This window comes from Pantoea sp. X-Soil-ISGK-275, from assembly GCF_059730795.1.
Map to the genome: position 1 here is coordinate 147,435 of NZ_AP035977.1, position 15,592 is coordinate 163,026.

Sequence of the window (15,592 nt, forward strand, 5' to 3'; positions counted from 1 at the left end):
CCGGTTTTGTAGGGTGCGCATTAATGCGCACCTGGCTGAAACGTACCTTGATCCAAAGGATTAACAATGAAATTCTCCAACCAAACCGTTCTGGTAACCGGCGCAAGTCGCGGCATTGGTGCAGCAATCGCTAAAGCCTTTGCCGCTGAAGGTGCATTCGTGGTGGTCAACTATCTGCGCAATGAAGCTGCTGCAGCGGGCGTGGTTGCAGAGTGCCGCGCATTGGGCGGCGACGCGCTGGCGATTGCCGCAGATGTCACCTCTGAACAACAGGTCAACGCCATGATGGAGCAGATCGTCAACGCCACCGGCCGCCTCGATGCGGTGATCAACAATGCTTTCGCACCATACGTTTTCGACACCGAAAATCGTTCACGCTTTTGGGAAACGCCATGGTCGGGCTATCAGTCGCAGTTCGATGGCGCGGTGAAAGCCGCGTATAACGTCTGCCAGGCGGCGCTGCCTTTAATGCGTGCGCGGGTGCGCGGCAGCATCGTGAATCTCACCAGCGATCTGGTGGTGCGTCCTTCAGTGCCGTATCACGATTACATCACCGCGAAAGCGGCGCTGACCGGCTTTAGCCGCACGCTGGCGACGGAGCTTGGCCCGCTGGGGATTCGTGTTAACTGCGTCGCGCCTGGTTTGGTGTATCCCACCGATGCCAGCCAGGCCACTCGCGAAGAGGTGCGCGATTTTCTCACCGCGCAAACGCCGCTGCGGCGCATTGCGCGCCCGGAAGATGTCACCGGCCCGGTGCTGTTCCTCGCCTCCGACTGGAGCGAGTTTGTCACCGGGCAAACCTTATACATCGATGGCGGATTAGTAATGAATTAACCGTAGGGTCGCCATTAATGGCGACCATTTCGCATTAATAAGCTCAAGACGAATGACATATATCTGTACGTAATTACGGATTAAATAATAGATATTTCAAACGCTAACGCATCTCAGTATTTTCTTTACTGAAACAAGTAGAACGCACATTTATGTACGGATTTACACATCCTTATTTTATGAATAAGGATCACATCTGGCTAAAATTTATCTTCACGGAGTAATATCATTATCCTATAGTTTTTATGGTTAACGGAATTAACTATAGGGATATATATGTACCACAGTGATGCGGTCATAAAGCAGCTTCAGGCGCAAAGAATTCTGGCAGAAAAGCTCGACAATGCCGTTTCCGGCGTTATTGATGCAGTTTCCGATCAGGTTAGTAAGATCAATAAAGGCGCGACCAGGCTTTCATTTTATGCATCGTGTTTTACTGATGAATATTATGATGTCTGTAAAAAACAGGCGATCGAAGATAATCGATTCCTGATGGGGGTAGCGCAGTTAGTTAAAGAGCGAAATATTGTTTTTTCGTTGCTAAAAATATACTTAGATTATCAATTGCAAAACAGAAATTTCCGGCAGATTGAAGTAATAAAAATGCATCTAATGCGGGCCAACATTCATATCGCTGCAAGTACACTCACTTCATCTTCATTTAGTCTGGGTGCGACTCTTGCAGTTGTAGCTGGACTTAATATTACATTACCTATTGGAAGAAATATTGGACGAGTCGTTGGGGTTGCGGCTGGAGGCTTGGGAATATATGGTGTAGTTCAGAATGCAGCAGACAGCGCGAAGCGCCTGCAGTTAATGCATCCGCATTATTATCATGCATTATATGTTCGTGAGCTTGAAATGATGTATTTCCTTGTTGAAAATTCACTAATGCGTGCAGGCGCACTTAAAAACGAATGGCTATCAGATTATGAGATCGCTGAAGTTTTAATGAAATTAATGGGCAAGGTATGAAGAGATTTTTAAAACAGTGGTTAATAACTGAAGGAAAGTTTTTGTTATGTATCTATGGCCCGATTATTACTACTTTAATATTTGGAGTGTTAAAGGTAATTTATTACCCAGATAGTGGAATGTTGAGCGTGGGGATATTTTATCTATGCGCTCTGACATTTTTTATTTATAAGTTTCGTTAATTTAAAGGATTAAATATGTCAACTCCAGCACATATCTGGTTAGAAGATGAAAGTGGTTCTCCGATTGTGGGTTCGTGCATGATGCCGACCCGCCTCGGTTCGATTGAACTGAACACGGTGATGCATAACATCACAATCCCGGTGGATCCGCACACGGGAAGGCTGACAGCCACGAGGATTCATGCACCGATATCCGTTCAAAAGGAGTTTGATAGAACAACACCGGTACTGTTTCGTGCATTGTGCCAGGCCCGTACGCTGAAATCAGCGACCATCAAGATGTACCGAATTAACGAAGCGGGCATTGAGGTTGAGTATTTCAATATTCTGTTGGAAAACGTCAAAATCTCCAGCATCTCTCCGGCCCTGTTGCCAAACGGCCAGACCAGCACGCATCTGGAAAATATTGAGCTACGATATGAAACGATCACATGGAAATACGTGGACGGCAATATTGTGTTTAAGGACGGATGGAATGAGAGGATGATTGCTTAACTTCTGGCTAAGACTGCTGACGCTGAGGATTATAAGTAACATGAACAAAATCGCCTTGCTCAAAGAAGATATAACCAAAGTTCCAGCTGATGCCATTGTTAACGCCGCCAACACATCCTTGCTGGGCGGCGGCGGAGTTGATGGCGCCATCCATCGTGCGGGTGGGCCAGCAATTTTGGCTGAGTGTCAGAAAATCAGGAATCGACAAGGTGGCTGTAAAGTCGGAGATGCAGTGATCACCACGGCGGGTAATTTGCCAGCAAAATACGTCATTCACACCGTTGGCCCACATTGGCATGACGGAAGACATGACGAAGAAACGCTGTTGAAAAATGCCTACTTGAGCTGTTTTAAACTGGTCGAAAAATATGGCATTCATACCGTTTCGTTTCCCAATATCAGCACCGGCATATACAGATTTCCAAAAGTGCTGGCGGCTGAAATCGCATTGGGTGTGATTAACCAATGTTTACGTGATAACCCAAATATCGAGCAAGTCAATTTAGTCTGCTTTGATCAGGAAAATTACGATCTGTATTTAAAAATAATGGATGAACAGCGTGCTAATTAACGCTCACCCCATAAAAAAAGCGGCCCTAAGGCCGCCAAAACCCTCAACTGCAGTGAACATTGAGGAAGGAGGATAACAAACGGGTTAGCCTTTTACGCCGCCAGCCGTCAGGCCGCTGACCAGCCAGCGTTGTGCCAGCAGGAACACCAGCGTAATCGGAATTGCAGAGAGCACCGCCGCCGCCGCAAAGTCGCCCCACAGATAGTTTTGCGGGTTCAAATATTGCTGCATGCCGACTGCCAGCGTGTAGCTATTCACATCGCGCAGCAGCAGTGAGGCGACCGGCACTTCGGTGACAGCGGCGATAAACGCCAGAATAAACACCACCGCCAGAATCGGCACCGAAAGCGGCAACAGCACTAGCCGGAACGCCTGCCACGGCGTAGCGCCATCCAGCGCGGCGGCTTCTTCCAGCGAACCGTCGATGGTTTCGAAATAGCCTTTAATGGTCCAGACGTGCAGGGCGATGCCGCCGAGATAGGCAAAGATCACGCCGCCATGCGTATTCAGGCCGATAAACGGCAGATATTGTCCCAGGCGATCAAACAGCGCATAGAGCGCCACCAGCGACAGCACGGCCGGGAACATCTGGAAAATCAGCATGCCTTTTAACAGCGTGGCGCGCCCGGCAAAACGCATGCGCGCAAAGGCATACGCGCAGGTGGTGGAAAGCGCCACAATACCAATCGCGCTGATGGCGGCGATTTTCACCGAGTTCCACAGCCAGAGTAGCACCGGGAAGGGCGGCGGCGTCACGCGGCCGTCGGCGTGCTCCACGCTGAAACCTAACGCCAGCTGCCAGTGTTCCCAGGAAATCTGCTCCGGGATCAGCGAGCCGGTGGCGAAGTTACCGGCGCGCAGTGAGATGGCGAAAACCATCAGCAGCGGAAACAGGATTCCCGCAATAAATATCAGCAGCAGCAGATGCGTCATTAACAGACGCAGCTTTTGCGACTTGGGTTGCACCATAGCCATAACGCCTCCTTAATCGAATTTCATCCGCACGGCTTTAAGATTGATCACCGCCAGCGCGCCCACCAGCAGGAAGATCAGCGTGGCAATCGCCGCCGCCAGACCAAAGTCCTGCCCGCCGCCACCTTCAAACGCAATGCGCCAGGTGTAATTGACCAGCAAATCGGTGTAACCGGCTGGCGTGGTGGTGCCGATTCGATCCGGTCCGCCGTTGGTCAGCAGCTGTACCAGCACGAAGTTATTGAAGTTAAAGGCAAAACTGGCGATCATCAGCGGCATCAGCGGCTTCAACAGCAACGGCAGGGTAATCAGGAAGAAGTTCTGCAGCGGCCCGGCACCGTCCATCGCCGAAGCTTCATAGAGATCGTCCGGAATCGCTTTCAGCAGCCCCATGCAGAGAATCATCATGTAGGGATAACCGAGCCAGGTATTCACAATAATCAGCATGGTGCGCGCCAGCGTTGGATCGCTGAACCACGCGGGCTGGAAGCCAAACAGCGCTTGCAGCATCACGTTGATTTCACCGAAGCTCTGGTTGAACAAGCCTTTGAAGATCAGTATCGAGATAAAGGCGGGCACGGCGTAAGGCAAAATCAGCATCACGCGATACACCGCTTTGCCTTTCAGCGCGTCCCACTGCACCAGACACGCCAGCACCATGCCGACCGCCACGGTGAGAATCACCGTTATGAAGGAAAACAGCAGCGTCCAGCCAAAGATCGCCAGAAACGGCTTTTGAATCCCTTCATCGGTAAACACGCGAATGAAATTCTTCCAGCCGGTATTCACCGTGAAGCCCGGGCTCAGCGCTTCGCCGCTGCTGTTCTGATAGAAACCACTCTCACGATTAGCCTGATACAGCGCGCCGCTTTGCTGATTTTTCAGATCGCCGTTGGCTTGCAGCACATACAACGGGCGCGTGCCGGAGAACTGGCGCAGCGAACTCATCACCACCTGGCGGCCATCCGGCAGTTCGGCCTGAATCTGGTTCAGCGCCTGACGATTAGTAGTGACGATGCGCAACGTGGCGCGTTCGCCCGGCGGTGGCGGGGCGCTGGTCAGTTTCAGCTTTTGCGCTCCGCCAAAAGCAAACGCAGGCGAAACGAAGGTTTGCCCGTTGGCCGCTTCGGTCAGCACCAACTGCCAGCGATCGCCCGCCGGAATCAATGAGAAGTTCAGCGCCGAACCATCCTGATATTGACGGCTCAGCAACACCTGTTGCGCGCGTTCCAGCGTCAGCTGATTGGTGCTGCTGTAGTTGGTAAAGGCAATCGCCACGGTGCAGGCGAGGGGAAACAGCACGAACAGCGCCATCCCCGCGAGGCCGGGATAGACATAACGCCAGGCATAAGCGCGACGATTGGCATAAATCCAGATGCCGACGGCGCTGATAATCAGTGTCACCAGCGCAAACAGATATTCACCTTTTGCATACATCAGCACGAGCAGATAGCCGACCAGCAGACAGCAGATACCGAGAAAAAGAGCCTTCAGCACGGCGCTGAACCGTGCTGTTTTCGGTTTTCCTGACATGATGCGGTTTTCCTTAACAGCCAGTAACGAGCCGGATTGCGCCGGCTCTGGTAGAGAGGATTACTTGTTGAGTCGTGCCTGCGCATCTTTCAGCGCCGCATCAACGCTTTGACGTCCGCTCAGCGCATTCAGCGTGGCGGTGCGCATCGCGTACCAGAAGGCGGCCATCTGCGGGATGTTCGGCATGATGTCGCCGTTGCGCGCGTTGGTCATGGTGGCGGCGATACGCTCATCCTTCTCCAGCGTCTGCTGGAACGACTTCAGCGCCACCGCGCCAAGCGGTTTGTCTTTGTTGACCGCATCAAGACCAGCATCGGTCAGCAGGTAATTTTCCAGGAACTCTTTGGCCAGCTCTTTGTTCGGGCTGGCGGCATTGATCCCGGCACTCAGCACGCCAACGAAGGTTTTGGAATTTTTGCCGTTCAGCGTTGGCAGCAGCGTGACGCGGTAGTTGATTTTGCTCTTGTCGATGTTGCTCCACGCCCACGGCCCGTTGATGGTCATGGCGGTTTGCCCTTTATTAAAGGCGGCTTCGGCGATGGAGTAATCGGTATCGGCATTCAGCGTTTTGGCCTTCACCTGATCGACAAGGAATTTCATGCCCGCTTTGGCGCCAGCGTTATCCACGCCGGTATCTTTCACGTCGTAGCGACCATCGTTGAGCTTAAAGGCATAAGCGCCGCCCGCCGCCAGCAGCGGCCAGGTGAAGTACGGCTCCTGCAGGTTAAACATCATGGCGCTCTTGCCCTGCGCGCGCATTTTCTTATCGATGGCGGCGATCTCTTCCCAGGTTTTTGGCGGCTCAGGCAGCAGATCTTTGTTGTAGATGAGGGATAAGGATTCCACCGAAATCGGATAACCGATCAGCTTGCCGTTGAAGCGCACCGCGTCCCAGGTGAACGGGAAGATTTTCTCCTGGAAGCGCGCATCCGGCGTGATCTCCGCTAACAAGCCTGACTGCGCATAACCGCCGAAGCGATCGTGTGCCCAGAAGATGATGTCCGGGCCGTCGCCGGTAGCGGCAACCTGCGGATACTTCTCTTCCATTTTGTCCGGATGCTCAACCGTCACTTTGATGCCGGTTTCCTGCTCAAACTTTTTACCCACCTCAGCCAGGCCGTTGTAGCCCTTGTCGCCGTTGATCCAGATGACCAGCTTTCCCTCTTCAATCTTTGCAACGGCAGAAGCTGAAAACAGCACGGCCGTGAGGGCGGAAAGGGCAAGAATGCGTGCACCGGTTTTCATTGTCATAACTCCATCCTGTTAGCGGAAACGGAAATCGTTTTACCTGCCACATTGTGAGTATCTGCCGCCGCTTCTCATCCTCCCTGCTTCTACGCCTGCCTAACGCCTGATGTGATCTGTGTTGCAAAACCACCCGGTTATCACGGACTGGCGCACACAATCATCGCTCTGCTCTGCGTCATAGCTCACAAAAATGGTTGCCTGCCGCGTTTTATCAGACGCGCCTCCACGATCTCCTCCTCCCGTCTCCTCCCCCACGCTGACGCGCTGCGGTGGAGGATGTCGGCCTTGATCTCCTTGCCCATAGTGGTCGCCGGGGTCTGTCCGCCGATTTGCGGACAAGGAATAGCAAGCTGAGAGGAAAGCATCATGTCGAGCGTTACGTTGCGCAGTGTCTCCAAGGTGTGGGGCGAAACTGAGGTGTCGAAAAACATCAGCCTTGAGATCGCCGAAGGAGAGTTCGTGGTTTTTGTCGGACCTTCAGGCTGCGGCAAATCGACGCTGCTGCGCATGATTGCCGGACTGGAAACCATCACCAGCGGCGATCTGTTTATTGGCGACAAACGCATGAATGAGGTGCCGCCCGCCGAGCGCGGCATCGGCATGGTGTTTCAGTCCTACGCGCTGTATCCCCATCTTTCGGTGGCCGAGAACATGTCGTTCGGCCTGAAACTGGCGGGCACGCGCAAAGCGGAGATCCAGCAGCGCGTCAATCAGGTAGCGGAAGTGCTGCAGCTGGCACATCTGCTGGAGCGCCGTCCGAAAGCGCTGTCGGGCGGGCAGCGTCAGCGCGTAGCGATTGGCCGTACGCTGGTGGCGGAACCGCGCGTGTTTTTACTCGATGAGCCGCTTTCCAACCTCGATGCGGCGTTGCGTGTGCAGATGCGTATTGAGATTTCACGTCTGCATAAGCGCTTGAAGCGCACCATGATTTACGTCACCCACGATCAGACCGAAGCGATGACGCTAGCGGACAAGATCGTGGTGCTGGATGGCGGCCACGTTGCCCAGGTCGGCAAGCCACTCGAGCTGTATCACTATCCCGCCAATCGTTTCGTCGCCGGTTTTATCGGCTCACCGCGCATGAATTTCTTACCGGTAAAAGTCACCGCCACCGCCATCGATCAGGTGCAGGTGCGCCTACCCAACACCCAACTGGTGTGGCTACCGGTCGACAGCGCCGGTGTGCAGGTGGGCAGCAACATGTCGTTAGGCATTCGTCCCGAGCATCTGCTCTCCAGCGATATCGCTGACGTCACCCTCGAGGGCGAGGTGACGGTGGTCGAGCAGCTGGGACACGAAACGCAAATTCATATCCAGATTCCCGCTATTCGTCAAAGCCTGGTTTATCGCCAGGAGGACGTCGTGCTGGTAGAAGAGGGCGCCCTGATGGGCATCGGCCTGCCGCCGGAGCGTTGCCATCTTTTCCGTGAAGATGGCAGCGCCTGTCGCAGGCTGCATCAGGAACCCGGTGTTTAGCCCTGCAAAACAATAAAAGCAATGAACTCAGGAGATAGAAAATGTTAACTCTGCGCAAACTCCCTATCGCGGTTGCTATCGCGGCAGGTACGCTCGCTGCCCCGTCGATGGCAGTCGATTTTACCGGCTATGCCCGTTCCGGCATCGGCTGGACCGGCAGCGGCGGGGAACAGCAATGTTTTCAGGCCACCGGCGCACAAAGTAAATACCGTCTGGGCAACGAATGTGAAACCTACGCTGAGCTGAAGCTGGGCCAGGAAGTGTGGAAAGAGGGCGATAAGAGCTTCTATTTCGATACCAACGTCGCCTATTCGGTTTCCCAGCAGAATGACTGGGAAGCGACCTCCCCGGCGTTCCGTGAAGCCAACGTGAAGGGCAAAAACCTGATCGACGCGCTACCGGGTTCCACCATCTGGGCCGGTAAGCGTTTCTACCAGCGTCATGACGTACATATGATCGACTTCTACTACTGGGATATATCCGGTCCTGGTGCTGGTCTGGAAGATGTCGATCTCGGCTTCGGCAAACTCTCTTTTGCCGCCACGCGCTCCTCGGAAGCGGGCGGTTCTTACACCTTCTCCAGCGATCAGATTCGTGATTACGCCACCAGCACCGCCAACGACGTGTTTGATGTGCGTTTAGCGGGCCTCGAAACCAACCCGAACGGCGTGCTGGAATTGGGCGTTGATTATGGCCGCGCCAACGCGCGTGACGGTTATCGCCTCGAAGATAATGCCTCCAAAGATGGCTGGATGTTCACCGCAGAACATACGCAGAGCATGATGAAGGGCTACAACAAGTTCGTGCTGCAGTACGCCACCGATGCGTTGACTTCACAAGGCAAAGGCTTGCCGCAGGGCACCAACATCAACAACAGCGGCAGCATGTATCGCGTACTCGATCACGGCGCAATTAACCTCGCCGATCGCTGGGATCTGATGTACGTCGCCATGTACCAGAATACCGACCTCGACAACAACCGTGGTACCGAGTGGTACACCGTGGGCGTGCGCCCAATGTACAAATGGACGCCGATCATGAGCACGCTGCTTGAAGTGGGCTACGACAACGTCAAATCGCAGCAGGTGAGCGAGCGCAACGGCCAGTACAAAGTGACGCTGGCACAACAGTGGCAGGCGGGCGACAGCATCTGGTCGCGTCCGGCGCTGCGTCTGTTCGCCACCTACGCCAAGTGGGATGAGAAGTGGGGCTACAGCAAAGACAGCTCAGGGGATTTGACCTCCTTTGCCTCTAACGACAGCAGCGGCAACGGCATTCTGACCAACAGCCGTGGCAACAACGATGAAGTGACATTCGGGGCGCAGATGGAGATCTGGTGGTAATGCTCCCGCTTGTGGCTTAACTGAGACCCTCTCTTTTCGGCGCGGCGCGCCATTGCCTGGTTCGCGCCGCCGCCTGACAGTTTTTTGAGGTTATACAATGAGAATGAAAAAAACGGTTTTTGCGCTCTGCCTGAGCGCCGCGTTGCTCGCCGGTCAAAGTTTACCGGCGCTCGCTGATGTCAATCTGGTGCCACAGGATCTCTCTGCCGCACCCACATTTCCTGCCGCCAGCCTGCAAACGCTGAGCTGGTTGCCGGTAGAACCCTCCCGCACGCAGGTCACCACGCTGAGTGAAAACCACGCCAATCTTAATGCTGCGGGCGTGACGGGTTCGGTGGCGGCCTACAGCTTGCCAGCCAATATCGGTGAACTCACCATTACGCTGAGCAGTGAAGTTAAACAAAATCAGGTGTTCGCGCCCAATGTACTGGTGCTGGATGAGAACATGCGCCCGGCGGCCTGGTTCCCGGCGCGCTTTTTCACCTATCAGCAACCGGGCGTGATGGCGGCGGATCGGCTGGAGGGTGTGATGAAACTGACGCCGGCGCTGGGTCAGCAAAAGATCTATCTGCTGGTGTTCACTACCGAGAAGGATTTGACCGAAACCACCACCTTACTCGATCCAGCTAAAGCCTACGCACGCGGCACCGGCAATGCGGTGCCGGATATTCCCGACCCAATTGCCCAGCACAGCCGCGATGGCACGTTGAAACTCAAAGTGAAAACCAGCTCAGGTTCATCAGTTCTGGTTGGGCCGCTGTTTGGATCATCCGGTCCTGCGCCGGTAACCGTCGGTAATACGCAGCCGGTTGCGCCTGCGACTTATCGTGCTGCCCCGGTTTCGGATGCAAAACCTAAACCGATCATGACGGATACCGAAGGTTACTTTAATCAGAACATCCGTGAAGCGGTTGAGAAGGGCAATATCGATAAGGCGTTGAAGCTGCTGGATGAGGCCGAGCGTTTAGGTTCCACCTCCGCCAGACACGTGTTTATCAGCAGTGTTAAAGGCAAGGGGTAAACCGCCCCGGCAGTGCTGATTTGTCCCATCTGGTGCGCTTCGGCGCACCTTTTTTATTGGTGTGGGCACGAGCGTATCTGTTTCGTCACGGGCCGTCCTCGCGCCGCTAGCGCGGTGCCTTCGGCTTTCACGTTGTGCCGACGGACCGTTCGGGGATCGGCCTTCCTAGCCGGCCCCGAACTGCCTCACGCATCCATGCGTGAGTCTCCTGGCCCAACGTAAAAGCCTCAGCGCTGCGGATAGCCCTTATGCCGAAGCAGATACGCCAGTGCCGGGAGCAATGTGCCCATTTAACTACACGCACTTAAGCTTATCTGCCGGACCGAAAGTGACCCCGGCCTGCAACCATGCAAGGCAACCAATAGCGACTAAGCATTACGCCTCCGTTGATCGATATCCGCCAGCAACGCATTAATCTGCGGATCTTCAAACATCTCCTCCAGCGAGGCGCTGAGTTTGCGGCGCCAGTTGGGATATTGGCGGGTGGTGCCGGGGATATTCACCGGTGAAGCCATATTCAGCCACTCTTCGGGTTGCAAGCCCAGCAGCGCGCTGTTGCTGTCCGCCAGATAACGCTGCATCGCGGCACTTAACGCCCGATCCATCACCTGCGGTTCGGCCTGTTCGGGCAAGCAATTGCTGCGTTGCAGGCTCTTAAACAGCGCGCGTCGTGCAGCCAAACGCGACTTGTTCAGCCCGGCAAGAATCTGCTTATCGGGATACAGCCTCAACTCGCTGCCCAGCCGTAAATCGTCGCTTTGCCACCAGCCGCGCAGGGTTGGCATATCGTGGGTGGTGGCGACCGCCATCGCCTGACGTGGCCAGCGGGCAGGGGCGCGGAAGGCCACTTTGGACGTCTGCTCAAAATAGAGCACTTTGTAGGAGTAGACGCCCGCCTGCTGCAGCTTGCCGATAATCTTCTCCGGCACCGTCCCCAAATCCTCGCCAATCACCATGCAGTGATAACGCTGACTCTCCAGCGCCAGAATCGCCAGCAGATCGTCGATGGGATAATGAACATAAGCACCTTCCGCCGCGCTTTCGCCCTGCGGGATCCACCACAGCCGCAGCAGCGCCATCACGTGATCGATGCGCAGTGCGCCGCAGTCGTGCATGTTGGCGCGCAGCAGATCAATCCACGGCTGGTAGGCGCGCGCCTGCATAATGTGCGGATCCATCGGCGGCAATCCCCAGTTCTGCCCCAGCGGGCCGAGAATATCCGGCGGCGCGCCGACGCTGGCCTGCAAGCAATAAAGCTCGCGATCGCTCCAGGTTTCCGCGCCGCCCTGCGCCACGCCCACCGCCAAATCGCGATATAAGCCAATCGGCATCGCCTGCTGCTGGCACACCGCCCAGCAGTCAGCGAGCTGGCGCGCGGCCAGCCATTGCAGCCACAGATAAAAGCGCACTTCATAGGTGTGTTCGATGCGGAATGCGCGCACCGCTGCGCTGTCGGGCGACTGCAATGCCGCAGGCCAGGTTGTCCAGTCGTAGCGCTGAGGATCCTCAGCGATCTGCGCGGCGTGCAGGGCATCGAAAACGCCCTGATGCAGCAAACTTTCACCGCCTTGCTGCATGAAATGTTCAAAGGCGATAACCAGATCATCGTCCGCGCCGCGCTTTCTGAACTGCTGCCAGGCGAGGCGCAACGCCTCGAGTTTCAATCGGGTAACCGCTGAGTAATCGACCCACTCAGCATCCCGCGCCGCCTGTAACGCCAGCTGCGTGCTGGCGGCTTGCCACCAGCGCTGCGCATCGTCGCTCAGCGTAAAATCCTCAACGGCGGCGACGTCGATATACAGCATATTGAGCCAGCGCCGCGACGACGGGCTGTACGGACTGGCGCTTTCCGGCGTCGCCGGGAACAGCGCATGCAGCGGGTTCAGCCCAATGCATGCACCGCCGCGTTGCGCGACCTCGACCAGCATCTGCTTTAAGTCGCTGAAGTCGCCGATTCCCCAGTTGGATGCCGATCGCAGCGTATAAAGCTGAATGCAGGCGCCCCACAACGATTGCCCTTGCTGGATGGCTGGCGGCTCGTAACAGCGAACCGGCGCGACAATAATCCGGCAGTGAAACACTTGCTGATGCGCGGTAAAGCTAAGCTGGTGATAACCCAAAGACAGCGCGGGTAAAACGAGCGGCTGGTTGGCGATACCGTGCCCTTGCCAGCTTTCGCCCTGTTCCGCGATCAGCTGCCACTCGCCTGCTATACCGGTCGCAGGCAGCACAATCTCCGCGTGTTCTCCCTGCACGATCAGCACCGGCGGCAGCGGCGAAGCGTGCGGTTTCGCGGGATGCATCGCCGCCAGCAAACGCTGGCGGGTAACGGCAGAGACCGATTGCAGCTGACCGTGAGCGTCGATGTATTCGCTGGCGATTTCGGCGGTTGGTGTGATAGTGCTGTTCATCGTGCGGCCTGCCAGATGCGTTGCTGATAGTCGCGGATGGCGCGGTCGGCGCTGAACATGCCGCAGCGCGCGGTATTGAGAATGGCGGCGCGCGTCCAGCCGTGTTGATCGGCCCACAAGGTTTCAGCCTGCGCCTGCGCGTTGAGGTAGTGACGAAAATCGGCCAGCACCAGATAAGGATCGCCACCTTTGGCGCTCAGGCTGTGCAGCAGCGGCTCGAACGCGGTGACGTCGCCGTCGCTAAAGGTGCCGTCTTCTAACGCTTTCAATACCCGATCCAGCTGCGCATCTTTTTTGCGCCATGCGTCAGGCGAGTAGCCTTCCGCTTTCAACGCGCTGACCTGATCGACGGTGTGACCAAAGATAAAGATATTATCGGACCCGACCTGCTCGGCGATCTCCACATTAGCGCCATCCAGCGTGCCGATGGTTAAGGCACCGTTCAGCGCCAACTTCATGTTGCCGGTGCCGGATGCCTCTTTGCCGGCGGTAGAAATCTGCTCGGACAGATCGGCTGCCGGGATCAGCCGCTCTGCAACCGAAACATTGTAATCAGGCACAAACACCACTTTCAGGCGATCGCCAATGCGCGGATCGTTGTTGACGGTGGCCGCCACTTTATTAATCGCGTAGATGATGTTTTTAGCTAACACATAACCCGGCGCGGCCTTGGCACCAAACAGGACCACACGCGGCGTCAGGTTGGCCTGCGGATCGCTCACCAGCGTTTGCCACAGCGCGATAATGTGCAGCAGCGCCAGATGCTGACGCTTGTACTCGTGCAGTCGCTTAATCTGCACATCAAACATCGCCTCAGGATTCACCTTGATGCCGGTGCGTTCTGCGATCCATTGCGTCAGCGCCACCTTGTTCTGCTGCTTGATGGCGCGATACTGCGCCTGGAATGCGGCGTGATCGGCGTAGGTTTCTAACGCTTTCAGCTGATCGAGATCGGTAAGCCACGGCTGATCGAGAGTTTTAGTGATCAACACCGCCAATGCCGGATTGCACTGATTAATCCAGCGGCGCGGCGTGATGCCGTTGGTGACGTTATGGAATTTCTCCGGCCACAGTGCGTGATATTCCGGGAACAGATCTTTCACCACCAGCTGCGAGTGCAGCGCTGCCACACCGTTCACCGCAAAGCCGCTGGTGACGCAGAGATTGGCCATACGCAGCTGATTATTGTGTACCAGCGCCAGTTTCGCCCAGGTCGCGTCATCGCCCGGCCAGTGCGCTTCAACCTGCTTCTTCAGCTGCGCATTGAGTTGGGTGATAATCAGCATATGGCGCGGCAGCAGCGCGCGCACCATGCGCACATCCCAGCACTCCAGCGCTTCAGGCATTAAAGTGTGATTGGTATAGGCAAAGGTGCGCTGGGTGATGTGCCACGCCTCGTCCCAGCTTAGCGCGTGTTCATCCAGCAGCAGACGCATCAGCTCGGGGATCGCCAGCGTGGGATGGGTATCGTTAAGCTGAATCACCTCATAATCCGGCAAGCTGGCAATGCTGCGCCCGGCGCGCTGGTGACGGCGCAGAATGTCCGCCAGTGAACAGGCGCATTGGAAATATTGCTGCATCAGGCGCAGCTTTTTGCCGTTGTCGTGATGGTCGTTGGGGTAGAGCACTTTAGTGAGTTTTTCGGCCTCAATGCCCGGCTGCTCGGCGCGCAGGAAATCCCCGTTATTGAAGCGCTGCAGATTAAACGGCTGCGCATGTTTCGCCTGCCACAGACGCAGCGGTTGAGTAACACCATTCTGATAACCCACCACCGGCAGATCCCAGGCTTCGCCGAGAATTTGCACCGCCGGTTCCCAGCGCACAACGCCATTCTGCGTGATGACTTTGCCGCCGAGATGCACCGGCACGGTTAGCGCCGCGTTGTGGTTAAACCACGGATAGCTGTCGCGCTGCCAGTTATCCGGCATCTCCTGCTGCGCGCCATCAACGAAGTGCTGGCGGAACAGGCCGTACTGATAATTGAGTCCGTAGCCGGTGGCGGGTTGTCCAACCGTCGCCATCGAATCGAGAAAACAGGCGGCGAGCCGGCCCAAACCGCCGTTGCCCAGCGCCGGATCGGTTTCACACGCTTCCACGTCGCTCAGCGTGATATTCCACTCGGCCAGCGCCGCGTTGACCTCGTCATACCAGCCAAGGTTGAGCAGATTGTTACCGGTCAGACGACCAATCAAAAACTCCATCGAGATGTAGTTAACGTGGCGCAGCGGCGTGGCGGATGGTGGCGCAGGCATCTCCGCCAACATGTCGGCGAGTGCGCCACTCAGCGCCTGCCACCATTGATTCGGCGTCATCTCTTGCACATCGTGCAGACCAAAACGTCGCCATTGGCGGGTTAGCGCGTGTTTAAAACGGGTGCAATCAAATTTCATAATCAGTCCTGTAGGGGCGGAGGTGAATGTGCTTCATTCTGCGCGTCAGCCATTACGCGCTCCTCCTCCTGCACCAAATTCAGCGGGGAGGATGAGCGGGGAGGAGAGGCTGAGGGAAATCTTAAAGTGTGACAGGAATGT

12 protein-coding genes are annotated in these 15,592 nt (G+C 55.8%); 7 read left to right on the top strand and 5 right to left on the bottom strand.

From position 1 onward, the window contains the following. Positions 1-66: 66 nt before the first annotated feature. From AC6I8A_RS20080 to AC6I8A_RS20095, 4 genes are all read left to right on the top strand, one after another. Positions 67-834, top strand: a complete 768-nt coding sequence (locus tag AC6I8A_RS20080; RefSeq protein ID WP_497819023.1) for a 3-oxoacyl-ACP reductase — start codon at positions 67-69, stop codon at positions 832-834. 276 nt (positions 835-1,110) lie between these two features. Further along, the gene (locus AC6I8A_RS20085) at positions 1,111-1,809 is read left to right on the top strand and encodes a hypothetical protein (RefSeq protein WP_497819024.1); all 699 of its coding nucleotides are present in this window, start codon (positions 1,111-1,113) and stop codon (positions 1,807-1,809) included. Between the two features lie 197 nt (positions 1,810-2,006). Beyond that, positions 2,007-2,486, top strand: coding sequence for an Hcp family type VI secretion system effector (locus AC6I8A_RS20090; RefSeq protein WP_256698924.1), 480 nt, complete (start codon positions 2,007-2,009; stop codon positions 2,484-2,486). Between the two features lie 40 nt (positions 2,487-2,526). After that, on the top strand, positions 2,527-3,057 hold the full coding sequence (locus AC6I8A_RS20095) for an O-acetyl-ADP-ribose deacetylase (RefSeq protein WP_256698923.1): 531 nt from the start codon (positions 2,527-2,529) through the stop codon (positions 3,055-3,057). A gap of 84 nt (positions 3,058-3,141) precedes the next feature. On the opposite strand, the gene malG is transcribed toward AC6I8A_RS20095, so the two are convergent. From malG to malE, 3 genes are read right to left on the bottom strand one after another with little or no spacing between them, the layout of a single operon-like run. Beyond that, entirely contained in the window at positions 3,142-4,032 is an 891-nt protein-coding gene (gene malG, locus AC6I8A_RS20100; RefSeq protein ID WP_061719673.1) for a maltose ABC transporter permease MalG, read from the bottom strand. A 9-nt stretch (positions 4,033-4,041) separates the two neighbouring features. Further along, positions 4,042-5,562: a maltose ABC transporter permease MalF gene (malF, locus tag AC6I8A_RS20105; RefSeq protein WP_256698922.1), complete on the bottom strand. Its 1,521-nt coding sequence runs from the start codon at positions 5,560-5,562 to the stop codon at positions 4,042-4,044. A gap of 60 nt (positions 5,563-5,622) precedes the next feature. Further along, positions 5,623-6,813, bottom strand: coding sequence for a maltose/maltodextrin ABC transporter substrate-binding protein MalE (malE, locus tag AC6I8A_RS20110; RefSeq protein ID WP_497819025.1), 1,191 nt, complete (start codon positions 6,811-6,813; stop codon positions 5,623-5,625). Positions 6,814-7,176: 363 nt separating this feature from the next. Between malE and malK the strand changes: the two genes are divergently transcribed. The 3 genes from malK to malM all read left to right on the top strand — a co-directional run bounded on the left by malK (position 7,177) and on the right by malM (position 10,650). Further along, a complete protein-coding gene (gene malK, locus AC6I8A_RS20115; RefSeq protein ID WP_061719670.1) occupies positions 7,177-8,286 on the top strand; it encodes a maltose/maltodextrin ABC transporter ATP-binding protein MalK in 1,110 nt (369 codons plus the stop codon). A gap of 41 nt (positions 8,287-8,327) precedes the next feature. Beyond that, positions 8,328-9,629, top strand: coding sequence for a maltoporin (locus tag AC6I8A_RS20120; RefSeq protein ID WP_256698920.1), 1,302 nt, complete (start codon positions 8,328-8,330; stop codon positions 9,627-9,629). Positions 9,630-9,726: 97 nt separating this feature from the next. Continuing rightward, positions 9,727-10,650, top strand: coding sequence for a maltose operon protein MalM (gene malM, locus AC6I8A_RS20125; protein ID WP_497819026.1), 924 nt, complete (start codon positions 9,727-9,729; stop codon positions 10,648-10,650). A 368-nt stretch (positions 10,651-11,018) separates the two neighbouring features. On the opposite strand, the gene malQ is transcribed toward malM, so the two are convergent. Continuing rightward, positions 11,019-13,061, bottom strand: a complete 2,043-nt coding sequence (gene malQ / locus AC6I8A_RS20130; RefSeq protein WP_497819027.1) for a 4-alpha-glucanotransferase — start codon at positions 13,059-13,061, stop codon at positions 11,019-11,021. Beyond that, on the bottom strand, positions 13,058-15,451 hold the full coding sequence (gene malP / locus AC6I8A_RS20135; protein ID WP_479490727.1) for a maltodextrin phosphorylase: 2,394 nt from the start codon (positions 15,449-15,451) through the stop codon (positions 13,058-13,060). Before malP ends, malQ begins: the two co-directional genes overlap by 4 nt. Positions 15,452-15,592 lie beyond the last annotated feature (141 nt).